Consider the following 25,229-nt stretch of genomic DNA (forward strand, 5'->3'; position numbering starts at 1 on the left):
AGCAGACTTTCTGTAACTTTCCAATTCAAAATAAAACACTTATGACAGCCAAAGAAAAACTAGCTTCTCTGAGAACAGAAATGAAGAGAAACAACATAGATGCCTTCATCATTTATTCAGCCGATCCGCATCTGGGAGAATACCTTCCGGCAGAATGGAAAGAACGAACTTGGCTTTCTGGATTTACGGGTTCCGCTGGTTTTGTGGTCGTGACTGCTGATAAAGCTGGACTTTGGACTGATGGGCGTTATTTTTCGCAAGCTCCAAAAGAATTGAAAGGTTCGGGTATTGACTTGTTTAAAGACGGGATGGAAGGCACCCCCAATTATATTGATTGGATCATATCTGAAACTTCCGAAGGGTCGACTATTGCTGTTAATGCATTGGTCACTGCTCATGCCAATTGGGTTGATTTGGATAAAAAATTAACCAAGTCTAAACGTCATCTTAAAGACTCACCTTTGCTTAATAATGTGTGGACGGACCGTCCTGCACCGAGTAAAAACACTGTGTTTATACAACCAATAGAGCGAGCTGGCCAATCCGTAGCCGATAAAATTTCAGCCATTCGTGAAAAGATGAGCTCAGAAGGCGCTACAACACACGTTATCTCTAGTTTGGACGATGTGGCCTGGACCCTAAATCTACGAGGAAGTGATGTCAAATGCAACCCTGTATTTTTAGGCTACGTATTATTGACCCTGCAGGAATGCTTTCTTTTCGTGGATGTAGAAAAAGTGAGTGAAGAAACCGAAAACCAAATCAAAAAAGCAGGTGTGGCTATAAAGCCCTATCATGAGTTTTTTGATCACCTCTCAACATTAAAAGAGGAGTCGATCTTGATTGCACCTAATAGTAATCAATCTGTTTTTGACGCCGTTAAAAATGCGAACACTATTATTGAGAAGCCCGTGCCTGGAAATTTAATGAAGGCCATCAAAAATGAAGCAGAGCAGAAAGGTTTTAAAACAGTAATGCTAAGAGATGGCGTTGCTCTGGTGAAATTTCTTCATTGGTTGACCCATAACGCTGGAAAAGAAGAAATGGATGAATATAGCATCGGTGAGAAATTACACGAATTCCGCGCAGAAGGCAAGAATTATATCGGCAATAGTTTTGATAGTATTGTTGGTTATGAAGGAAATGGTGCCATTATGCATTATTCAGCAAAACCTGAGGGAAGTAAAAAAGTGACGAATCACGGGAGTATTTTAGTGGATTCTGGAGGGCAATATTTAGAGGGCACTACCGATATTACCAGGACATTTCCGTTAGGCGACGTTTCGGAAGAATTTAAAAAAGATGCCACAAGAGCTCTGAAAGGTTTGATTCAATTGTCGATAGCTAAGTTTCCTAAGGGCACAAAAGGTGTTCAACTCGATGCTTTAGCAAGAATGCCTTTATGGAAAGAAGGGAAGGATTACAATCACGGTACTGGACATGGGGTAGGCAGTTTTTTGAATGTACACGAAGGACCTCAAAGTATCCGAAAGGAAATCAATCCTGTGGAATTGCAAGCAGGGATGGTGATGTCTAATGAACCTGGTTATTATTTCGAAGATAACTATGGCATCCGACATGAGAATTTAATCCTGATCAAAACCTGGAAAAAAACCGAATGGAATACCTTTTATGAATTCGAAACCTTGACCTTATGTCCGTTTTTTAAGAGTATTATGGTAAAAGATATGCTTTCTCAAGAGGAAATAGATTGGATTAATACCTATCACAAAATGGTTCAAGAAAAACTGGGGCCATTGTTAGAGGGAGAAGTCAAAGCGTGGTTTGAAGAAATGGTGTCGCCTTTGTAAATAATAGTTTTGAATTATAAAATTTTCCTGGACTTTGTTCCGGGTTTTTTTTGAGAGATTAGTTCGATTTGATAAAAATGGGCAAGGAATGAATTTAGATTCTGCAGTTAGTTTTTATCAATCAAACTTATAGCTCACACCAAACATAAAATTCCCTTTAGGCATCGGTACTAAATTGGTCTCAGTGTATTCGGCATTGAAAATATTATTTGCCGATATTGAAATTTCAAATTTCTCTTTCTGGTAATCTACAGAGAGATCCATTACGCCATACTCATCTCCAGCGGTGCGAACTGCGTATTTATAGAGAATTGTTTGTGAGAAATTCTTAATCAATTGCGATCTGAAATTTGCGATAAACTGATGTTTCAAAGAGTTGATGGCATATCTGGAATATGGAAGATCAAGTTCCTTTATTTTATCTTCTATAAACGTGTAACCAAAATTGATTTTCTGGTCAAAGTTCAACATGGAAAAGCCATAATCAACAGATGCTTCTAAACCTTTGGTATTAAGACTTCTTATATTAGTGGCCTTAAAAGGCTCGTCCTCGGTAATTTTTATGAAATCGATTAGATTTTTAGAATCCCTATTAAAGAGAGCAAACGAGAAATTGAATGTCGATTTTTGAAATTTTAACCCAAGCTCTTCAGCAATAGCTTCTTCAGGTTTTAACTGATCATTGCCCAAAGTAGTAGGGTCGCTATAATATAAATCGGTATAGGTCGGGATTCTATATGTATAGCCCACGTTGGCAAAGGCACGCAGATTTTTGGTTATGTCTACCCCAGCATCTAAGCCCGGAAAAGCATGAAATTTAAAATCTGAATAATAAGACAGTGCCACTCCTGGAGTTAAATCGACACGATCATTCAAAATCTTAAAGCGTTGCTCCAAAAACAAGGTAGTTACAGTTCGGGAGTGACTGCCTAAATTATTACTTGATAAGAAAACCTTCTCAAAATTGACTCCAAAACCTGTAATACCAATGTTAGAACCGTAAGAACCATTCACTTGTGCGCCTATTTTATTGGAAATATGTAGATTTCTATAGCCGCTAGGGTTTTGACGGTCATACAAATATAAATCCTGATTTCGTCTCCAATAAACTTGAGGTGTAATGGTCAGATTCTCCTTTTTAAATCGTGTGGAAACCCCTACCAGACTGGTTTGAGTTTCTTCGTATTGATCTATTGCTGCTGGGGTCGCATAAAAGCCATTCGCTCCAAACTTTCTATCTGTAAACGTCGCTAAAACTTCAATGGGTGTTTTTTGAGTGTTGAATTGACTCTTGATAAAATAGTTTTGGGTGTCATAATCCGTGTTAGAACGATAGCCTTCAGAAACATTCTTCGAAAAATGCACCAATTGATTAGAATTTTCAAAATTACTACTGGCGGTCACTGCTGCTCCTAGCTGTTCATAAGAACCACCATTAAGGGCGATGGATACTTGATCAGTGCTTTTTTTCTTGGTGATGATATTTACCGCACCTGTAAAGGCATTTTGTCCATAAACCCTTGCTGCTGGCCCTTTTATGATTTCTATGCGTTCAATGATGTCCAAAGGCAGGGCTGCGTTTAACAGGTGGTGCCCTGTTTGGGGATCGTCCATCTTGATGCCATCAATCAGCAGTAGAGTTTGATCAAATCCGCCACCTCTAATATATAGGTCGGCTTGCATGCCATCTGTGCCGCGTTGTCTAATATCCAAACCTGCAACTTCCTGTAATAGTTTTGCCAAAGACGTAGCGGGACTTGTCTTAATGTCTTCGGAAGTAATAATCATTATGGAGCGTGACTCTTTTGAAAAAGGAATTTCAATACGTTGCGCTGAAATGATTATCTCGTCAAGATCTTGAGGTGTTTTTTGATTTTCTTGAGCGATAAAATAGACTGGAGTGACTAGAAATAAAAGTAGAAATCTAAAGTTCATTGTGGGTTTTAATAAGGGATCAAAGTTAAATAAACGGCTTGCGAAAATCCTAACAAAAAGTTGCTAATTCTAGATGCTTATCATTTCATGTTAGGATTCACTGGGCATCAGACACATAGTAAAGCTCTTGAAGGTCGAAACAAATGATTTATTTGAGATTCAATTTTTAGTTTGTTGAATGGAGGTGCATTTATTGATATGGTTTGCAAAAAAGATGTTATTTATTCTGCTAAACCCCAAAAGCTATCCTTTATATGGGGTTTAATATTAAAATTTGAATTTAAACTTTCTTAAAATTTGTTAAAAAAACCTAAGTATCTACACTTCTAAAATTAAAAAATTAGATTTGTGAAACCATGAACTATCCTTAAATTATATAACCCATCTTTTAATGAAAAAAGGATATATTGTTATCACGCTTATCATCTGTGGAATAGTTGCGCTTATATTTTATAGGATCAATGCGAATTCCAAAATCAACCGTCCAAAAAATGCACCAAGAACAGCTAATGTCATGGGGGTTGAAGGAAGGATCCTCAAAGCCGAGAAATTTGCTGAGAACCTAACTCTATCGGGTACTTTGGAAGCCAATGAAGAAATTGAGTTACGAAGTGAGGTTTCCGGAATTGTGGAAAGCATCAATTTTGAAGAAGGTAAGAAAGTGTCAAAAGGACAAGTTCTTTTTCGAGTGAATGATATTGAACTTCGGGCACAACTGTCAAAAGTGAAAACGGCACAGCAATTGGCTTCTGAAAATCAAAGAAGAGCGAAGCTGCTATTGGATAAACAGGCTATAAGCCAAGAGGAATTTGATGTGTCTAACGCCGATTTTGAATCGGCACGTGCCGAATCTGATCTTATCGCGGCCCAATTATCAAAAACAACGGTTCGGGCGCCTTTTTCGGGAACCATCGGTTTGCGTTCCATCTCAGAAGGCACTTACGTGACGCCTTTAACGCCAATTGCAAGATTGGTCAATACAAATCAACTAAAACTGACCTTTGCCATTCCTGACAAATATGTGTCTCGGATGAAAGTGGGCACCATTTTAACCTTTACCACCTCCAATTCCAAAGAAGAACATACAGCGACAATTTATGCCATAGAGCCCCAGGTGGATATTGCCACAAGGACCTTGAAGATGAGAGCCATTGCCGAAAACAAGGAAGGTAAACTATACCCAGGAACCTTTGCCAATGTGACCTTGCCGCTTGAAACGGTGGACGATGCCTTGCTGGTACCTACGGAGGCATTGATCCCTATTCAAAATGGAAAGAAAATATTCGTCGTAGAAAATGGCCAAGCCAAAGACGTTGAGGTTGAAACTGGCGCAAGAACAGACAGTTCTGTCCGGGTGCTTTCGGGAATTAAAGCTGGAGATACCATTTTGACTACCGGTGTGATGTCACTTAGAAATGGCACGCCGGTTAAAGTGAATTTAATGAATCAAGCCAACTGATGAGTTTATCCACCTTAAGTATCAAGCGTCCTGTACTCGCCATCGTGATGAATTTGGTCATCATGCTCTTCGGTATTATTGGTTTTACCTATCTCGGGGTCAGGGAATTTCCATCAATTGATCCCGCACAGATATCCGTAAGCACAAGTTATTCTGGTGCCAATGCTGATATTATTGAATCGCAGATCACTGAACCGCTCGAAAAATCCATCAACGGCATTGATGGGATCAGAAATATAACCTCTTCAAGTAACCAAGGATCCAGCAGGATCAGTATCGAATTTAATCTTGACAAAGACCTGGAGGAAGCTGCCAATGATGTGCGTGATAAAGTCTCACAAGCCATCAGAAGTTTGCCTCAGGATATCGATGCTGCGCCGGTGGTATCAAAAGCAGATGCCGATTCCCAAGCCATTATTTCCATGACCGTTCAAAGTGATAATAAGAACATCTTGGAACTCACGGATTATGCCGATAATGTCCTTGCCCAACGTTTGCAAACCATTCCGGGAGTGAGTAGTGTGCAAATTTGGGGACAGCGCCGTTATGCGATGCGGATGTGGATTGATCCTATAAAATTGGCATCCTATGGGGTTACGGTTTCTGAAGTGAGGCAAGCCCTATTGTCCCAAAATGTCGAACTGCCATCTGGAAAACTCACCGGGGCAAATACTGAATTGACGGTCAAAACCATTGGCAACCTTTCTACGGAAGAGGAGTTTAATGACATTATCATTTCCTCGGAAGGTGGAAAAGTGGTCCGCTTTAGTGATGTGGGAAAGGCCACTTTGGAAGCGGAAAACATGGAAACCAAGTTGAGCGATTCGGGCCAGCCCATGGTTGCCTTGGCCATCGTTCCACAACCGGGAGCAAATTATGTGGCCATTGCCGATGATTTTTACGAAGAATTCGAGAAACTCAAGGAAGATCTTCCTGCCGATTTCAAACTCAACGTCGTTATTGATAACACGTTATTTGTAAAACGCGCCATCACCGAGGTGGTTGAAACTTTGGCGATTTCCATTGTACTCGTTATTTTGGTCATTTATGTCTTTTTCAGAAACTGGTCCATGGCGCTGCGCCCGCTTATTGATATTCCAGTATCTTTGATTTCCACGTTCTTTATCATGTGGATGTTTGGTTTTTCCATCAATGTTTTGACGCTGCTTGCCATTGTGCTTGCCACTGGCTTGGTGGTGGATGATGGGATTGTGGTTACCGAAAATATCTACAAAAAGATAGAAGAAGGGATGTCGCCCATTGAAGCCGCCATAAAGGGCTCCAATGAAATATTCATGGCGGTCATTTCTATCTCCGTGACCTTGGCTGCAGTATTTTTACCGGTTATATTCTTGGAAGGTTTCGTCGGTCGTTTATTTAGGGAGTTCGGTGTGGTCATTGGCGCGGCGGTAATGATCTCGGCATTTGTGTCCTTGTCCTTAACCCCAATGCTGAATGCCTATATGATAAAACCGGGGAAACAGAAACGCTCTCGGTTCTACAATTTCACGGAACGCTATTTTGTAAGGATGAATGCAGCTTATGCCAGTTCATTGGGAAAATTCATGAAAAACAAATGGTGGAGTTTTCCAATTTTGGTCATTTGTATTGTGATGATTGGGGTGTTCTATAGCTTGCTTCAAAAAGAAACCGCACCTTACGATGATAGAAGTTACTTAAGGGTAAGTGTAACGGCGCCCGAGGGAGCGTCCTATGATTATATGGACCGTTTTATGAATGAAATGACCGATCTGATCAATGATTCCATTCCTGAAAAAAAGGTAAGTTTAATTATTACTTCCCCTGGTTTTGGTTCGTCTTCAGTAAATAGTGGTCGTGCCATTATTTCGTTGGTGGATCCGAGTGAGCGTGACCGATCACAAAAAGAGATCGCCGAAGATTTGACCAGATGGACCAAAAACTTTGAAAACGCACGCTCCAGTGTGTCAGAAACACCAACTATCGCCGTAAATAGAAGAGGGGGAATGCCTATCCAATATATCATTCAAGCGCCTAATTTTGAAAAACTGAAGGAGAAAATTCCGGAGTTTATGGAAGAGGCTGAAAACAATCCTGTTTTTGCCAATACCGATGTGGATTTAAAGTTCAACAAACCGGAAATCTACGTAAGTATTGATCGTGATAAAGCCAAAAGTTTAGGGGTTTCTGTGTTGGATGTGGCGCAAACCTTGCAATTGTCGTTAAGCGGACAACGCTTTGGATATTTTATGATGAATGGCAAGCAGTACCAGGTAATTGGCCAGTTTGATAAGAAGGACCGTAACAAACCGATGGATCTCAAGTCAATGTTTGTTAAAAACGATAAAGGCCAATTGATCCAAATGGATAATTTGGTAACCACAGAAGAGCAAAGCAGTCCGCCCCAGCTCTATCACAACAACCGATACATGTCGGCCACTGTTTCGGCAAGTTTGGCTCCAGGAATGAGTATCGGTGATGGTATTGAAGCCATGGAAAGCATCAAAGCAAAGGTGTTGGATGATTCCTTTACGACCGACTTAGGTGGTGAATCCCGTGATTTCGTTGAAAGTAGCTCCAACACCATCTTCGCCTTCGGACTGGCATTGTTGCTTATATTTTTGATTTTAGCCGCCCAATTTGAAAGTTTCATTGACCCGTTTGTCATTATCCTGACCGTGCCTATGGCGGTTGCCGGAGCGTTGTTTTCGCTTTGGCTATTTGGTCAAACATGGAATATCTTTAGCCAAATAGGCACCATTATGTTAATCGGGTTGGTTACCAAAAATGGTATTTTGATTGTGGAATTTGCCAACCAACTTCGAGAAGAGGGGATGGAAAAACACCAAGCCATCACGAAAGCCGCAGAATCCAGATTACGGCCAATTTTAATGACCAGTTTAACCATTGCATTGGGGGCCTTGCCAATTGCATTGTCACTTGGGGCGGCTTCTACAAGCCGTATAGGTATGGGGGTGGTCATTATTGGAGGAACTATGTTCTCATTGGTATTGACCCTGTTTGTTATCCCGTCCATTTATATGATGTGGTCCCGTGAGAAAAAACACCATCCAGAATTTGATAAAATTGATAGTTATGAAAGCGTTTAAAATCTGGTCAATATATCTGGGTGTATGTTTGGGATTGGTTTCCATACAAACACAAGCTCAAGAGGTATTGACCCTTGAAGAAGCGGTAGCAATTGCCTTGAAAAACAACTATGACATTCGTTTGGCAAAAAACGATTTAAAAACGGACTCTATTGGGGTAAGCCCGGGTTTCGCAGGAATGCTTCCAAGAATATTTGCACAGGCCAACACCAATAACAGCACACAAAATATCTCACAAACACGTTCGAACGGTGAGGTTATAGACTTGGATAATGCCAAAAACAATAGTCTTAATTATGGCGTTGGTCTGGACTGGACAATTTTTGATGGCTTAGGGATGTTTGCCCGCTACGACCAATTGAAAGAACTTGAAAAATTAGGTAAAGCAGAATTGCAAAGTGTGCTCTTGGATCGGGTGAGTGAGGTGATGATCACTTATTATGATTTGGTGCAACAACAGCAACAAAGGATTGCTTTAGATAGCACTTTGGTGATTTCCCGACAACGTGTTGAGCTTGCCGATAATCGCTTTAGTATTGGGAAAGCGTCCAAATTGGAAGTGTTAAATGCTCAGGTGGATTTGAATACGGACAAAACACTTTATATACGGCAGAATGAAATGTATGCCAATACAAAGATCAGGCTAAACGAAATCATGGGGAGACATCCGGAAATTGATTTTAAGGTGAGAGATGATGTATTAATTGCGACTGATTTGCAGCTCTCAGAATTGGAAGATTTAGCAAAGACTCAGAATCCTGAATTACAGGCTCAAATTATCAACAAACGCATTTCAGAATTAGAATTAAAACAGCTTAAGGGTAATCGTTATCCTAGAATTTTGGCCACAACCGGTTATAATTTCAGCGATTCAGAATCCAGTTTGGGATTTACCACAAAAAATAATGCACAAGGCTGGAATTATGGGTTTGCTGCAAGTATCGATATTTTTAACGGCTATAACCAAAATCGAAATGAAAAAATAACCAAGTTACAAATTGAAAATACAACCATTGCCATTGAACAGCAAACACAAACCATAAAATCACAATTACATACCGCATTTAAAACCTATCAGACGAATTTGAGCTTGATTGAATTGGAAACTAAAAATGAGGACATTGCAAAAGAAAATCTTGATATTACTTTGGCTAAATACAAAATAGGAACCATTCCAACCATCGAGTTTAGAACCGCACAGCTTAATTATATCCGAGCCACCTTACGAATGACCAATGCTATTTACCAAGCTAAATTATCAGAAATCACATTAAAACAACTTGCTGGAAATTTGTCTTTGCAATAAAACAGAATATCATGTCAATTATCAGCACATTAAAAAGGTTCTAAAGACTTTGTTAAACTCCGTCCGAACCTATCAAATTAGTATGTCTTCCAGGTTCTTTTAATTACCTTTAAACCTTGAAATTTATAAGTATTAAATATTTTTAACATTTTATTATAAGGGCATTCCTCAATTGGAACGTCTTGAGGTTAGAGATGTGACAATTCCTGTCTGTTTTAAATATTTTAATATCCTAACTAAGAGTATCAAATGAGAACTATCTTTCTTTACCTTTTATTGGTTTCATTACCTTGGACAACTGCAAAAGCCCAAGTTTTGGATCCTGTTAAATGGTCCACTTCTGTTGAAAAAATATCTGATACAGAGTATGATCTGATTGCAAAAGCAACTATTGATCGCGGTTGGCATCTGTATTCTCAAAGCGTCCCTGAAGACGGACCAATCCCTACCACATTTATGTATGATATTGGTAAACATGCAGAGCTTATGGGAAATACCATTGAGGATGAAGGCCAAACCGTTGACGATCCTGTTTTCAATATGCGTATCAAGTATTTTGACAATGTTGCTGAATTTAGGCAACGTATCAACGTGCTCAACAACGAACTTTCTATTGTTAAAGGTGAAGTTGAGTTTATGGTATGTGATGATATGCGCTGTTTGCCTCCAGCTTATATTGACTTAGAATTTGATTTAACTAAAGCAAAGCATGTCAGTGGAGCGGATGCTGATGTTTCAGAAGAAAATGGTACTATTGATTTTCAGGAACCTGTAAAAATAGATACTGATAAAGAAGTTATTATTACTGAGAAGGAAGAGGTAGAGGCTGAAAATAGTGGTCTCTGGACCATCTTTATTTTAGGTATGGGGGCTGGTCTTATCGCCTTGTTTACACCATGTGTTTTCCCGTTGATACCAATGACCGTGAGTTTCTTCACCAAACAAAGTAAAGACAAGGCTCAGGGTGTGAAAAATGCCATAATTTATGGTTTATGTATTGTTGTTATCTATGTGATCTTGGGTACCGGTGTTGTGGCCATTTTTGGAGCGAGTGCAATTAATGAGTTCTCTACAAGTGTTACCTTCAATCTTTTATTCTTTCTTATCCTTGTGATTTTTGCCGTATCCTTTTTAGGAGCATTTGAAATTATGTTGCCACAATCATGGGCGAATAAAATTGATAGTAAAGCCGATAGAGGGGGATATACCGGCATCTTTTTTATGGCCTTGGCACTTGCGATAGTTTCATTTTCCTGTACCGGACCTTTTGTAGGTAATATAATTGTCCTTTCTGCCACCAAAGGTGGGTTGGCTCCAATGATTGGGATGTTGGGCTTTTCGTTGGCATTGGCATTACCGTTTGCTTTATTTGCTGCATTCCCAGGTTGGATGAACTCGTTGCCTAAATCTGGTGGATGGTTGAATACGGTGAAAGTGGTTTTAGGATTCTTGGAATTGGCATTTGCCTTCAAATTCCTTTCCCAAGCCGATCTCGTTTTACAGTTGCATTTCTTGGAGCGGGAGGTGTTTATCGCTATTTGGATTGCCATTTTTGGAGCCTTGGCATTCTATCTTTTTGGAAAAATTAAATTACCGCATGATTCGCCACTGACCCATATTTCTGTAGGCCGTTTGAGTCTAGGTTTGTTGGTGTTGAGTTTTACAATTTATATGATTCCAGGACTCTGGGGAGCGCCTCTCAATTTAATTAGTGCATTTCCACCACCATTAGATTATTCTGAATCGCCTTACGGTGTGGGTAACTCTAAAACTGGAGGAGGATTTAGTGCAAGTGAGTTACAAGAACTTCCAGAGGGGGCTCATCTTTTGGCGCCTCATCAAATTTTGGCCTTCAACGATTACGATAAAGGACTCGCCTATGCTAAGGAAGTTGGTAAGCCAATAATGTTGGACTTTACCGGTTGGGCATGTGTCAACTGTAGAAAGATGGAACAGAATGTTTGGCCCAATGATCAAGTGTTGAATATGCTCAAGAATGAAGTAGTCTTGATTTCATTGTACGTTGATGATAAACGGAAGCTTGAAGATGATGAGGTTATGGAGTCTAAGCTGAGACCTGGTAAAAAATTAAAGTACATCGGACAGAAATGGAGTGAGTTCCAAACCATAAGATACAAAACAAACACACAGCCTTTTTATGCCCTGATAGGTCATGATGAGGAAAACCTTAATGATCCCGTGGGTTACACGCCAGATGCACAAGATTATATTGAATGGATGAAAGAAGGCGTAAGTGCCTTTAAAAAATAAGTCTTCAAGGTTGAGATTGAAGACATCAAGCTCTTAAAATCTATTTTTATATATAAGGAGATGCTCGTGCAAAAAGCCACTTCTTAATGTTGAAGAGGCTTTTTTTATAGGGAAAATCTTTAGATAACCTGACGATACTTTAAAGTTGCTTTTCTAAGATTGTCCGAAAGGGTTTTTAGCCAGATTAGTTGACTGGCAATTAAATAAGCTTCCTGAAGATTGTGGAGTGTTTCAGTATCTAATTCCGTATGACCTTTTTGGATGTTTTCGTCTCTTAGTCTTGATAAACTATGGTAGGTTTCCATCAACTTTTCCTGGGCCTTTTCAATATCAATGGTAACGGTCTCGCATTCGGCCTGGCTATTATCGAGGATGGAGCAAGACGCTTCAAGCGTATTGGCTATTCTTAATGTCAAGGCATTGAATTCTTTTGATGCCGGGGTGGTTTTATGATTTATAATAAAGCTTCCAATAGAGGCAATGGCAGACACCATAGTTTGATTTAAAGTCACCATATCATATATTAATTGAAACTCAATTTGTTTAGATTTTGGATCTTGGGTCAGCCTTTGGAAGGCAGCATTAAGATTACTAATGGCCAAAAACGCTTCTTTTCGTGCCAATTTATAAGCAAGTTCGTTCTCGTTTTTATCATAATATAGCATTTGGGTCGCCAATAGATATTTTCTGTTTTTGTCCAAAGCATCGACAAGCACATTCTTTAAATTCAAAGCTTCCCAACTTGGCCATAAGCTGTAATTGGCAACAACCGCAATGCTCGCTCCTATAATCGTATCAATGACACGATATTGGATTACTTGAAACGCATCAGGGTTGATAAGTGAATACACAAAAACAATATTGATGGTAATCAGCGCAGCGGACGATTTATAATTTTGTTGTACCAATGCAAATGCTAAGGTTAAGGAAATGATGGCCAAAATAGCATACACAACCACATTTTGGGTTAATAACACAATGGCAATGGCAACGGCAGCTCCAATAAGCGTCCCAATAATTCGATCTTTGGAGCGGTCTTTGGTCAGGCCGTAATTAGGGCGCATAATGACAATGATGGTCAAGAGAATCCAGTACGTATTTCTGATGTCTAAAACGGTTCCTAGTATAAAAGCGAAAATTATAGCCACAGTAAACCGTAAAGCATGTCTAAACATAGTCGAATTTAAGCTGAAATTTTGGGTAATGACGTTTAATCGATACTCTTGTAGTGTTAAAAACTGACTTGTGTTCTGTCTTTTTAAAGATACTTTGGAAGCATCTTTAACATTGGCCATTACACGCCGAATGGCGTTGATTTCATCAAGTATCTGTTCTTGGTAGTCATAGAGGTTTCGGAGAAGCAGAGCGCCTTCTCGAGCTTTTGGCAATTGAATGTCATTAACATATGTGGCTATGTTCTCTTTGGTTTTGGACAATGCATTTAATAATTGGTCGTTATCTGATGTTTTGTCATTTTGAATGAGTAAGTCTGATAAGTGGATCAAATCATTGCCCATTATTTTATTGAGTTTTTTGGAAGCTTTTAAGTATTTTTTATCGCTAAACAAACGATCTATATCATCGTAATTTAAATGTTTGGCTTCAATAAGTTCGAAAATATTGACTGATGAAATAAAAATCAATAAATGTTTTTCGTCGTAATGTGAACGTCCTGTACGTTTCCGTTCCAACAGCAGTAATTCTCTTAAGGTTTCATGCTTTTCATTGATCTGAGTTTGAAGAATAAAAGCTTGTTGTATGAGCTCTTGACGCTTTGACTTTTTTGTAAGCAAGCGTGCTCTTAATTTTAAATAGTCTCCAATAAGGGACAAGGTATCCGATAGGAATTGAATTTCATCTTTTTTTGGTGAAATTATTCTAAATACAATGGAAATGAGCAAATACCAAAGTCCGCCACAACCCATCAGTATGACGTGCACGAGAATATCAAAAGCGGTATCTTTCTGGATGGCAAAGGCCAATACCATGGCTAATAGGCCTGAAAAGGAGACCATCGATGCCCGAAATCCATAAATGGAAATTAAGGAAATGGTAAATGAAAAGACAGCAAGCGCTGCAATTAATAGGACGAGATAAGGTTTACAAAATAGAATGGTAGTAGTTACCAACATGGTTAAGGCAATGCTTATTAATATGGCATTAACCTTACGTTTCAAACTTCCTGGGATGTCTCCGGGAGCATTTAAAAAAGCACCCATGGTAATGGCGGGAGCATATTCAAAATAGCCAAAATACCCTAATACAGCTAAAGGGGTTACCGCCGCAAATGTGAGTCTTACGCCTCTATAAAAGTGGGCGCTTTTTATGAATATCTCTATGGTTGTTAGGAGTGCCTTCAAAAATCATTACAATTGTCTGCAAAGGTAAACTAATTGATTTGCTATTATTTCCAAGGTAAGGTTATTTTAATGTTACCCGTTTGAATTTTTCAGATATAAAAAAACCACTCCGTCTTGAGAAGTGGTTATAAATATTATAATTTGAGAGACGAGATTAATCTCATCTATGTTAATCCTCACTTCCCCAAGGTACACCTGGTGTATCTACTTCCTTTGTGAGATCAAATTTCACTGAAAACAATCGGTCTGTACCTATTCTTCGAAGATTGTAAGTAAATGAACTATCATCAACAGTTATCCACCATACGTTGTTGGCGGCATGATCCAATAAGTTGGCGGTAAATTGATCCGCCGGAAAAAACTGAATGTCTGGACGTCCAGTATTTGGACTCAGGCCACCGTATTGCGTAACGTCATCATCACTGCCATCCATCTTTCTATGGTCGTGTTTTAAAAGAATTAAATGGTCTTCTCCCATAGTAAGTACCCAGGTTCTAGATTTGTCATCGCCTACAAAAAATGGAATTCTTAGAATATTGTTTTCACAACTTCTAACATGCATTACTAATTTTTCCCCTGTAAAACCATCGCCAGCTTTTCCTCCAGCAATAATTGCACCTTCATAAGCTTTTCCACAGTGATTTTTTAAGGTGTCCCAAAATTTAACGGATCCAGGAACCTCCTGCGCCAGGAACTGGAGCGGTACTGCCAATAAAATAAAGAGTAATTTTTTCATGGATCCAAGATATGTATTTATTTGTAAGTTGCCAATCCCTATAAATTACCCAAAGGCGTAATCATTCCACGGTCAAAATCAAATCATCCTGAATCACCATCGTGCCTTCTTTAAGGGTGATGGATTTCACCTCGCCCGCTTTAACTGCGGTAACTGTGGTTTCCATTTTCATTGCTTCAATAATGAACAAAGGATCATTCTCTTTTACTTTTTGACCGCGTTTAACCAATACTTTGTATAAAGAACCTTGTAAAGGTGCTCCAATGTGACTGGTATTTGTTGGGTCTATTTTTTCGTGGGTTTCTTTTTTAATATTGAGAGATCTATCCAAAACTTCAACCAAGCGGTTTTCACCATTCACTTTAAAGAAAACGATCCTGACACCGTCTTCATTCGGAACGCCTACAGAAAGCAACCTGACAATAATTGTTTTGCCCGGTTCCAGTTCTATTAGGATTTCTTCACGCTGCTTCATGCCATAAAAGAAGTTTTTTGTAGGCACTAAGCTCAAATTGCCATAGAGTTTATAATTCTCATGGGCCTGTTCAAAAACTTTCGGATATAAGGTATAGGACAAGAAATCTTCAATTTCAATGGCTCGGGTAAAGCCTTTCTGAAATTTCTTTTTGAAGGCCTCATATTCCGCATCAAAATCGATAGGCTCCAAATGTGCGTTCGGTCTATCGGTATAGGACTTTTGATTTCTTAAAATGATTTTTTGTAATTTCTTTGGAAAACCACCGGTTGGTTGACCTAAATCGCCTTTAAAAAAATTGATTACGGATTCGGGAAATGAGATTCCCTCTCCACGTTCCATGACATCTTCCGGGGTAAGATTATTGGTAACCATAAAGATGGCCATATCGCCCACTACTTTGGAACTCGGCGTTACTTTTATCAGATTCCCGAACATAGTATTTACTTTGGCGTACATTCTTTTTACCTCATCAAACCGATCGCCCAATCCCAAGGCAATGGCCTGCGGACGTAAATTGGAATATTGGCCACCAGGAATCTCATGTTGAAAGACCTCTGCTGTTCCCGCCTTTAATCCTGATTCAAAAGGGTAATAGAACTCACGCGTGTCTTCCCAATAATTTGAGAATTGGTTTAAGGTTGTCATATCAAAGTCGTGCGCTCTGGGTTGCCCTTTCATCATCTCAACCACGGCATTAAAATTTGGTTGGGAGGTCAATCCGGATAAACCACCCAATGCCACATCAACCACGTCAACACCAGCCTCAATGGCTTTGAGGTAAGTTGCTGTCTGCAAGGAAGACGTGTCATGCGTATGTAAATGGATCGGAAGCTTAACGGTGTCCTTCAGCGCAGCTACCAATTCCGTTGCGGCATAAGGTTTTAATAAGCCCGCCATATCTTTAATGGCAATCATGTGCGCGCCAGCATTTTCTAGGTCTTTAGCTAATTGTGTGTAATATTGGAGCGTGTATTTGGTTTCATTAACGTCCAAAATATTTCCTGTATAGCTGATGGCAGCTTGCGCAATTCCGCCAGTTCCGTTTCTGACATAATTAATGCTTGGCTCCATAGCTTTTACCCAATTGAGTGAATCAAATATTCTAAAAATATCAACGCCATTTTCCCAGGATTTTTCTACAAATTTTTGAATCAAATTATCAGGATAGGCTTTGTACCCTACGCCATTACTGCCACGCAATAACATCTGGAATAAAATATTAGGGACTACTTTTCGTAGTTCGCGAAGACGTGTCCAGGGACTTTCATGTAAAAAGCGTAAGCAGACGTCAAAAGTGGCGCCCCCCCAAACTTCCATGCTGAAGGTGTTGGGATGATTTTTGGAGAAACTCTCAGCAACTTTCATCATATCAAAAGTTCGCATTCGTGTAGCCAATAAAGATTGATGCGCATCGCGCATGGTCGTATCGGTATAGTGGATTTTAGTATCGTTTTTGAGCCATTCGCAGAATTTTTCCGGTCCCATTTCCGTGAGCATGTCTTTTGTGCCCTTTGGATGTGGGGCCGAGAGGCTATATTTTGGGACTTTGGGGTTTCTAAAGACTTTATTCTCATCTTTATACTTTACATCAGAATTTCCGTTGACAATCACTTCTGCCAAGAACTGCGTCACTTTAGTCGTTCTGTCCTGTGGTAATTTAATTTTAAATAAGGAAGGCGTATTTTGGATGAAATTGACGGTGACTTTCCCTTCTTTAAAAGTGTCGTGCAGAATCACATTTTGTAAAAAGTGAATGTTGGTGTTGACACCTCTAATGCGGAATTCCTTTAAGGCACGCACCATTTTACGCACGGCGCCATCTAAAGTTCTTCCGTGGGCAGAGACTTTTACCAGCATCGAATCAAAAAAGGGGCTGACACTATAGCCTTGATAAATACTTCCCGCATCCAAACGGATGCCCATTCCTGAGGCACTTCGGTAGGTGGTGATGGTGCCGTAATCTGGAGTGAAATTATTGCCAGGATCTTCAGTGGTCAATCGGCATTGTAAAGCAAAACCATACGTTTTTAAAGTTTCTTGTTCGTAGATCTTAATTTGTTGGTCTGAAAGCTTATAGCCTCCAGCAATGAAAATTTGAGTTTTGACCAAATCGATTCCCGTTACCATTTCTGTAACCGTATGCTCTACTTGAATCCGTGGATTGACTTCAATAAAAAAGACATTATCTTCTTTATCGACCAAAAACTCTACCGTTCCAATATTGTTATAATTAACTTCTGTGGCAATATCTACGGCGTATTTGTAAAGTTCCTGTTTGACTTTATCAGAAACATTATGTGAAGGAGCAATCTCTACTACTTTTTGATGACGGCGCTGTACCGAACAATCCCTCTCGAACAAATGACGAATATTCCCGTGATTATCGGCTACAATCTGTACTTCAATATGTTTTGGGTCTTCCACGTATTTTTCGAGAAACATCGTGTCATCGCCAAACGAGTTGAGTGCTTCGTTTCGGGCAGAATCGAAATTCTGCTCCAGATCTTCGTCTTTTCTGATGATGCGCATCCCGCGTCCGCCACCACCCGAAGCAGCTTTCAGCATTAAGGGATACCCTATACTATGTGCTTCTGATAAAGCAATTTTTAAATTTGATAACTTCTTTTTGTTGCTTTCAATGATGGGAACTTTACATTTTACGGCAATTTTCTTTGCTGTGATCTTGTCGCCCAAAGCATCCATGACTTCCGGATCTGGACCGATGAAAATAATTCCGTTTTTTGCACACCTTCTGGCAAATTCTGAGTTTTCAGACAGAAAACCATACCCTGGATGAATGGCATCCACATTTTTAGACTTTGCCAACTCAATGATTTCATCCATATTCAAATATGGTTTCAACGGTTGATTGTCTTCTCCAATTTGATACGATTCATCGGCCTTATTGCGATGTTGGGAATAGCGGTCTTCATAGGTGTAGAGTGCGACAGTAGCAATATTCAATTCTGTACAGGCCCGCATGACACGTATGGCTATTTCTCCTCTGTTGGCAATAAGTACCTTTTGTATCTTCATGGTGTATCTATGTTTTGTAATGATTTTGGATGTCTAAAAATACCGAATCTATAAGCTTACTTGTCAGTTTTCTGTCACGAAATTCTGAGTTTTAGAATGAAGAGCTCTGTCTTGATAATGAGATTTTTATCCACTTGTATTCAACGATTCGTTCGAAGATAATTTTTAAATTATTTAAAAACAAAAAGTAGGCTTAAAAATTAAAGCAGATTGGCTGTTTGATATATTTGAGATTAGGAGATTTTCGTGAAGGATACATCCTGTGGTCAACGCTTTTAATCTATAAAACATGACTAATTTTCATAAAAAAACCATCCCGCTTTTGACGGGATGGTTTTATCATTTTGAACTTTAAATTGCATTGTCGCACATAAAGGCGCCTCGCAATGACCAGCATTATGGTACTTTATTTTATCATGTCATAAGAACGCTTGATGAATTCGCTCAGTTCTTTTCCTTTCAACAAGCCTTGAGAAAGACGTGCTAAATCTAAACTTTGAGAAATCAATCGCTCTTGTTTTTTCTTGGTTTTAGTGCTTAGAATTTCACTTACCAATTCCGAATTGGTATTGACCACCAAGTTATACATTTCTGGCATATTGCCCATCCCAAACATACCGCCACCGCCAGTTGCTTGCATCTCTTTCATACGACGCATAAACTCTGGTTGGGTGATGATGAATGGTGACGCATCGCTATCCATAGCCTCCAGTTGGACCATAAACTTCTCAGAAGGAATTGCTTCTTTCAAAATCGTTTCCAATTCGGTTTGTTGCTCCTCGGACAGTTTTGAAATTTTAGTGTCATCTTTCTTGATCAAATTGTCAACATGATCAGCATCCACACGTGCAAAGGTGATGTTCTCCTTAGTAGATTCCATTTTCTGCATCAAGTGACTGATAATTGGCGAATCCAATAACAACACTTCATATCCTTTTGCTTTCGCAGCTTCAGTATAACTGTGTTGTGCATCTTCGTTAGAAGCATATAAAATGACTAGTTTGCCATCTTTATCCGTTTGGTTATCCTTGATTTTGTCAAACAATTCTTGATAGGTATAATATTTACCGTCAACCGTTGGATATAGCGCAAATGCCTCTGCTTTATCAAAGAATTTATCTTCTGAAAGCATTCCGTATTCAATCACAATTTTGATGTCATTCCATTTTTTCTCAAAATCCCCACGATTCTCATTGAACAATGATTTCAATTTATCCGCTACTTTACGTGTGATATATGAAGAAATTTTCTTCACATTACCGTCTGCTTGCAAATAACTACGTGAAACGTTCAATGGAATATCTGGAGAATCAATCACCCCTCTTAACATGGTCAAGAACTCAGGAACGATGCCTTCAACATTATCCGTGACAAATACCTGATTTTGATACAATTGAATTTTATCCTTTTGGATATTCAAATCACCCGTCATTTTAGGGAAATATAAAATTCCGGTTAAATTGAACGGATAATCCACATTCAAATGGATATGGAATAACGGCTCTTCAAATTGCATTGGATACATTTCCCTGTAAAAAGAATTGTAGTCCTTATCTTCTAATTCAGTAGGTTGTTTGGTCCATGCTGGATTAGGATTGTTGATGATATTATCAACTGTTATTTTCTTTTGAGGTTCAGTAGTTTCTTTACCGTCTTTATCTTTTTTGGTCTCTGGTTTGTGGTCTGGATCATTAACTTCCTTAGTTCCAAATTTGATTGGAATAGGCATGAACTTATTGTACTTGGTCAATAGTTCACGGATTTTAGATTCTTCTAAAAACTCCGTAGAATCTTCTGCAATATGAAGAATGATTTCTGTACCGCGTTCCGTTTTAGGATCTGGTTCTAATGTAAATTCTGGAGAACCATCACAAGTCCAACGTGCGCCTTCTGTATCTTCTTTATAGGATTTAGTAATGAGTTCAACTTTCTCTGCCACCATAAAAGCGGAATAAAAACCTAACCCAAAATGACCGATGATACCAGAATCTTTTCCAGCATCTTTATATTTGTCTAAGAACTCCTCAGCTCCTGAAAAAGCGATTTGGTTGATGTATTTTTCAACTTCTTCAGCAGTCATTCCAATTCCTTCGTCGATGATGTGCAGTTTTTTACCCTCTTTATCGATTTTGACTTCGATTTGGGGGTTACCATATTCTACTTTTGCTTCGCCAATATTGGTTAAATGCTTTAATTTTAACGTAGCATCTGTAGCATTACTGATCAACTCACGTAAAAATATTTCGTGATCACTGTACAAGAACTTCTTTATCAGTGGAAAGATATTCTCTACCGAAACATTAATATTTCCTTTTGTCATATTTAATTTATTAAATGTTCCCATTAAAATAGGAAACCGATTGAACTTTAGTTTGTTTCATTGTACTAGTCAACAAAAATGCCAATTCAACTTTCGTGACAAGATGGCATAAGAAAAGCCATACTTTTGCAGAATGGCTTTTCTCAGTTTTTAGTTTTCAGTTCTCGGTTATCAGGTAGTGACATTGAACTGTCATTTTACAATTCCCTGATCCCTCATCACTGTTCAAATCATCAATCTGTTATTTCTTTAATCCTTAATCTGCTCTCTCTTTTGAATCGATTCGTCGTTCTTTTTATTCTTCACATAGGTTTCCAACCATTGGTCTTGTTCCCAGAGCATGTGCAAAATGGATTCCTTGGCGCTATAGCCATGACTTTCGTTAGGTAGCATGACCAATCTAACAGGTGCTCCCAATCCTTTTAAGGCGTTGAAATAACGCTCACTTTGCATTGGATAAGTTCCTGAGTTGTTATCAGCTTCACCGTGAATCAATAATAAAGGTGTCTTCATAGTGTTGGCATTCATAAAAGGCGACATCGTGTTGTAAACATCTGGAGCTTCCCAATAGTTGCGCTCTTCACTTTGAAACCCAAAAGGTGTCAAAGTTCTATTATATGCCCCACTTCTGGCGATACCTGCAGCAAATAAATTGGAATGTGATAGTAAATTTGCCGTCATAAACGCCCCATAAGAATGTCCGCCAACCGCAACGCGATCGCGATCAATATAGCCCATGGCATCAACAGCATCAATGGCTGCCTTGGCATTGCCTACCAATTGTTTGACAAAAGTATCGTTGGGCTGATCATCACCCTCTCCTACAATCGGGAACGCAGCATCATCCAATACCACATAACCTCTGGCAACCCAAAATAAAGGTGAGCCGTAAGATGGATACGTAAATTCATTGGAGTTGGAGGTGTTTTGACCGGCGCTGTTTTTGTCTTTATATTCACGCGGATAGGCCCACATGATCATCGGATATTTTTCACCTTTTTTATAATCGGTAGGCAAATACAAAGTTCCTGTGAGTGGCAATCCGTCATCACGTTTGTAGGTAATCACTTCTTTATGGACATCCTGTATGCTCTTAAATGGATTCTCAAACTGCGTCAAAGGTTGTAGGCCAATACGCTTTTTGATGTTTCTGATATAATAATTTGGATATTCATTTTTAGATTCAATCTGAACCACAAACTCTCCTGCTTTTGCATCTAAGGCAAAGGCGATATTCTCAACTTTATCGGTTAATTTCGATTGGTATAAGCGTTCGGTCTTTTGCGATTTAAGATTTATTTCATCTATAAAAGGGAATTGCCCATCGGCACTAAAACCATCACCAATTAAATAGGCTTTTCCATCATTGAGATCCAAACAGATTCATCATAAGCATTTAATGTGGTAACGAAATTTCCTGGATCACTATAGACATCTTGATAGTTTCTGTCCGAAAGCACTTTTGGAGCCTTATTTGCGTTGGAAGGGTCAAACAAATACGTTCTTGTATTTCTGCTGTTCCACCATCTGTCATAAGCAATGGCCGTGTTGTCGTTCCCCCAACGAATTCCGGCAAAACGATCTTTTGTTTTTAAAAGGGATTGTTTCTTAGCTGTAAAGGGTGCTTTTAGTTGAAACACTTCATCTCTAAATGCTACTTCCTTAGCAGGATCTCCTTCGTCTAAAGCTTCGGTCCATACTAAGGTTGCAGGCTGGTCATTACGCCAGCTTAAATTACGCATTCCTGTACGTACAGCCATAAACCCTTGAGGTAAATCTTCGATAAGCGGCACTTCCAATATTTTTTTTACCAAGTTGGCATTGGCATCATAAATAGTTGTGGTCGATGGAAATCTGCTATAGGGAACTAAATAAGAAAAAGGTTTGTTTATGGTGGTGACCATCACATAGTTTCCATCAGGAGAGAAATTGATACTCTCGTAAATATCCGTTGATTTCCAATTGCTGGATTTCCCGTTGAGATCTATTTTTTGGATATCAGATAATGCCAATTGTTCAAAATTATATTCGTCGTTGGGGTTTTTCAGTAAATCCTGGTAAGTTCTATTTTGAGCTTTGACACCAGCTTCACTTACAGAGATTGTAGGGCCTTCGGGAACGGATTTTTTTGGATCAATTAATTGCTTTTTTGAGGATGGAAGCGTTTGGACCAATAAGTAATCACTGCCCTTAGACCACGTATATGGCCTGCCCATGTTGGCGTTGAGGTTGTCTTCTGTTAATTTTTTTGCTTGAGCAGTATTGATATCTATATACCATAATTCAACACCCTTAGATGTGGTATTTGTAAAAGCAGCAAAATTTTGATTAGGTGACCATGACAAATAAGCAAGACGCCCATTTTCTGGCATTCCAGAAATATCTTTAGGATCGCCATTCCTTCCTTTTCTGATTTTAAAATCGGTATAGTACGTAGTCCTGCTACCAATATTTGTTACCGGATTAATACGCAATCCACCAAGACGCATTTCGGTTTCTGAAAGTTCATCAATGGTTTTATAATTGCTTCTATAAAGAAAAAGAATGTTTTCACCGTTGCGATCCATACTAATGCGGGGTGCCATTGGTGCCTCTGCAAGATTCAGGATGCTCTGATCAGGTTTTTGATAAGATAAATTGACTTGTCCAAAACTGATCAAGGACAGCAGAAAGAAGAAATTCAGTAATAATGCTTTCATTATAATACGATTTTAGTTAAAAAGTTAAAAATACTCAAAACGCCATAGAGGTAGCCTCAAATTAATGTTAAAATGGATTGTGATTTTGGCAATATGGTATTTAAAATCTGTATTTTTATGAATACTGCGAATATTGTTTAAATTGCAAGACTTTTTAATAATTAATAAATTGACTTATGTATAATTCCAAAATAATTGGATTAGGGCATTATGTTCCTGATAATGTGGTGACAAACGACGATCTTTCTAAAATGATGGATACTAATGACGAATGGATCCAAGAGCGTACAGGCATAAAGGAGCGTCGCTGGGCAATTGAAAACGATGGAGATACAACTTCGGCAATGGGAGTCAAAGCTGCCAAAATAGCTATAGAGCGTGCAGGAATAGATAAGGATGATATAGATTTTATTGTGTTTGCAACCTTAAGTCCTGATATGTATTTTCCAGGACCCGGGGTTCAGGTGCAGCAGGCCTTAGATATAAAGACCGTGGGCTCATTGGATGTTCGGAATCAATGCTCAGGCTTTATATATGCAATCTCGGTTGCAGATCAATATATAAAAACTGGAATGTATAAAAATATTTTGGTTATTGGGAGTGAGTTACATTCCCACGGATTGGATAAAACAACGCGTGGGCGAGGTGTTACCGTTATTTTTGGTGATGGGGCAGGAGCTGCGATCTTAACAAGGGAGGAAGACAATTCTAAAGGAATTCTTTCTACGCATTTACATTCTCAAGGAGAGCATGCCGAAGAATTGGTATTGGTGGCTCCAGGAATGGGAAAACGTTGGGTAAATGATATCCTTAAAGATAATGATCCAAATGACGAAAGCTATTTTCCACATATGAATGGGCAATTTGTATTTAAAAATGCGGTGGTTAGATTTAGTGAAGTCATTATGGAAGGTCTGGCAAAAAATAATATGAAAAAGGAAGCTATTGATATGTTGATTCCCCATCAGGCTAATTTGAGAATTTCGCAGTTTATCCAGAAAAAATTCGAACTTAGAGATGACCAAGTGTTCAATAATATTCAAAAGTATGGTAATACTACAGCTGCTTCTATTCCGATTGCGCTTACTGAGGCATGGGAAGAAGGTAAAATAAAAGAAGGTGATGTGGTCGTTTTGGCCGCTTTTGGGAGTGGCTTTACATGGGGAAGTGTGATCATTAAATGGTAACAAAAAATGGTAACAAATTCCTGCGAAGACAGGAATCTCGAGTTTAACTAAGGCAAATTTCGAGTATTAAAGGCGTTGTAGATTCTTTCAAAATTATTTTTCTCAGAATCTAAATAGCGAACACACTGAATTCGGGCAGACTAAAAGTCGGTTTCGTGAAATAGTTGATAAAGAATATGTTGTAACGCATAATTATTCGAAGTCACTTTGGCAATTGTGAAATGTCTAGAACATTGATAGGAACAAAGTAGACGGAATGAATCCAATAGCTATTGGGATGGGAAAAGCTATACCTGTAGAATAGTAATAACAACAATGAGTTTTCTGCTACTAATCAAAATTAACTAACACTTGATTAACTTATGAAACTCATCACTATTATATTAGACGTAGAAATTTCTATTTTATTTTATCAAAATCTAGTTTTAACATCAATTAACATCAATTCTGAAATTTTGAAGGTCAATACTTTCAAATTTAACTCTTGGCGTAGTGGAATGTGAGAAATTTTTTTCAAATTGAAAATACACTCATCTTGATTA

The 25,229-nt window shown here is 38.8% G+C and carries 11 protein-coding genes and 1 pseudogene; 6 read left to right on the forward strand and 6 right to left on the reverse strand.

Annotated elements, in window-relative coordinates:
- The first annotated feature begins 41 nt into the window (after window positions 1-41).
- The gene (locus G525_RS0105885) at window positions 42-1,811 is read left to right on the forward strand and encodes an aminopeptidase P family protein (protein WP_027125327.1); all 1,770 of its coding nucleotides are present in this window, start codon (window positions 42-44) and stop codon (window positions 1,809-1,811) included.
- Window positions 1,812-1,928: 117 nt separating this feature from the next.
- Here G525_RS0105885 and G525_RS0105890 read toward each other — a convergent pair whose 3' ends face one another.
- The gene (locus G525_RS0105890; protein ID WP_027125328.1) at window positions 1,929-3,746 is read right to left on the reverse strand and encodes a TonB-dependent receptor plug domain-containing protein; all 1,818 of its coding nucleotides are present in this window, start codon (window positions 3,744-3,746) and stop codon (window positions 1,929-1,931) included.
- Window positions 3,747-4,137: 391 nt separating this feature from the next.
- Here G525_RS0105890 and G525_RS0105895 point away from each other — a divergent pair, with 391 nt between their 5' ends.
- The 4 genes from G525_RS0105895 (at window position 4,138) to G525_RS0105910 (ending at window position 11,871) form a co-directional block, all read left to right on the forward strand.
- Window positions 4,138-5,205 (forward strand): efflux RND transporter periplasmic adaptor subunit, encoded by a 1,068-nt coding sequence (locus G525_RS0105895; RefSeq protein WP_027125329.1) that lies wholly within the window; start codon window positions 4,138-4,140, stop codon window positions 5,203-5,205.
- Complete coding sequence (locus tag G525_RS0105900; RefSeq protein ID WP_027125330.1) at window positions 5,205-8,294, forward strand: efflux RND transporter permease subunit; 3,090 nt, start codon at window positions 5,205-5,207, stop codon at window positions 8,292-8,294. The genes G525_RS0105895 and G525_RS0105900 overlap by 1 nt, the downstream gene beginning before the upstream one ends.
- Window positions 8,281-9,600, forward strand: coding sequence for a TolC family protein (locus G525_RS0105905; protein ID WP_027125331.1), 1,320 nt, complete (start codon window positions 8,281-8,283; stop codon window positions 9,598-9,600). Before G525_RS0105900 ends, G525_RS0105905 begins: the two co-directional genes overlap by 14 nt.
- 249 nt (window positions 9,601-9,849) lie before the next feature.
- Complete coding sequence (locus tag G525_RS0105910) at window positions 9,850-11,871, forward strand: protein-disulfide reductase DsbD family protein (RefSeq protein WP_027125332.1); 2,022 nt, start codon at window positions 9,850-9,852, stop codon at window positions 11,869-11,871.
- A gap of 119 nt (window positions 11,872-11,990) precedes the next feature.
- On the opposite strand, the gene G525_RS0105915 is transcribed toward G525_RS0105910, so the two are convergent.
- The 5 genes and pseudogenes from G525_RS0105915 to G525_RS20405 form a co-directional block, all read right to left on the reverse strand.
- The gene (locus tag G525_RS0105915; protein ID WP_027125333.1) at window positions 11,991-14,231 is read right to left on the reverse strand and encodes an FUSC family protein; all 2,241 of its coding nucleotides are present in this window, start codon (window positions 14,229-14,231) and stop codon (window positions 11,991-11,993) included.
- A gap of 169 nt (window positions 14,232-14,400) precedes the next feature.
- On the reverse strand, window positions 14,401-14,967 hold the full coding sequence (locus G525_RS0105920) for a hypothetical protein (RefSeq protein WP_027125334.1): 567 nt from the start codon (window positions 14,965-14,967) through the stop codon (window positions 14,401-14,403).
- Window positions 14,968-15,028: 61 nt separating this feature from the next.
- Window positions 15,029-18,481 carry a pyruvate carboxylase gene (locus G525_RS0105925; RefSeq protein WP_027125335.1) on the reverse strand — a complete coding sequence of 1,151 codons (3,453 nt, stop codon included), beginning with the start codon at window positions 18,479-18,481 and terminating at the stop codon, window positions 15,029-15,031.
- A gap of 406 nt (window positions 18,482-18,887) precedes the next feature.
- The gene (gene htpG, locus G525_RS0105930; protein ID WP_027125336.1) at window positions 18,888-20,801 is read right to left on the reverse strand and encodes a molecular chaperone HtpG; all 1,914 of its coding nucleotides are present in this window, start codon (window positions 20,799-20,801) and stop codon (window positions 18,888-18,890) included.
- A 249-nt stretch (window positions 20,802-21,050) separates the two neighbouring features.
- Window positions 21,051-23,500: pseudogene (locus G525_RS20405) on the reverse strand (alpha/beta hydrolase family protein).
- Between the two features lie 176 nt (window positions 23,501-23,676).
- Here G525_RS20405 and G525_RS0105940 point away from each other — a divergent pair.
- A complete protein-coding gene (locus G525_RS0105940; protein WP_027125337.1) occupies window positions 23,677-24,687 on the forward strand; it encodes a 3-oxoacyl-ACP synthase III family protein in 1,011 nt (336 codons plus the stop codon).
- Window positions 24,688-25,229: the final 542 nt, after the last annotated feature.

It is taken from the genome of Gelidibacter mesophilus DSM 14095, from assembly GCF_000423005.1.
In the GTDB taxonomy this organism is placed as follows: Bacteria; Bacteroidota; Bacteroidia; order Flavobacteriales; family Flavobacteriaceae; genus Gelidibacter; species Gelidibacter mesophilus.

Bases quoted from the DNA above. Each gene is read 5' to 3' on its own strand.
- G525_RS0105885 (WP_027125327.1), top strand. From the start codon at position 42: ATGACAGCCAAAGAAAAACTAGCTTCTCTGAGAACAGAAATGAAGAGA.
- G525_RS0105890 (WP_027125328.1), bottom strand. From the start codon at position 3,746: ATGAACTTTAGATTTCTACTTTTATTTCTAGTCACTCCAGTCTATTTT.
- G525_RS0105895 (WP_027125329.1), top strand. From the start codon at position 4,138: ATGAAAAAAGGATATATTGTTATCACGCTTATCATCTGTGGAATAGTT.
- G525_RS0105900 (WP_027125330.1), top strand. From the start codon at position 5,205: ATGAGTTTATCCACCTTAAGTATCAAGCGTCCTGTACTCGCCATCGTG.
- G525_RS0105905 (WP_027125331.1), top strand. From the start codon at position 8,281: ATGAAAGCGTTTAAAATCTGGTCAATATATCTGGGTGTATGTTTGGGA.
- G525_RS0105910 (WP_027125332.1), top strand. From the start codon at position 9,850: ATGAGAACTATCTTTCTTTACCTTTTATTGGTTTCATTACCTTGGACA.
- G525_RS0105920 (WP_027125334.1), bottom strand. From the start codon at position 14,967: ATGAAAAAATTACTCTTTATTTTATTGGCAGTACCGCTCCAGTTCCTG.
- G525_RS0105925 (WP_027125335.1), bottom strand. From the start codon at position 18,481: ATGAAGATACAAAAGGTACTTATTGCCAACAGAGGAGAAATAGCCATA.
- htpG (WP_027125336.1), bottom strand. From the start codon at position 20,801: ATGACAAAAGGAAATATTAATGTTTCGGTAGAGAATATCTTTCCACTG.
- G525_RS0105940 (WP_027125337.1), top strand. From the start codon at position 23,677: ATGTATAATTCCAAAATAATTGGATTAGGGCATTATGTTCCTGATAAT.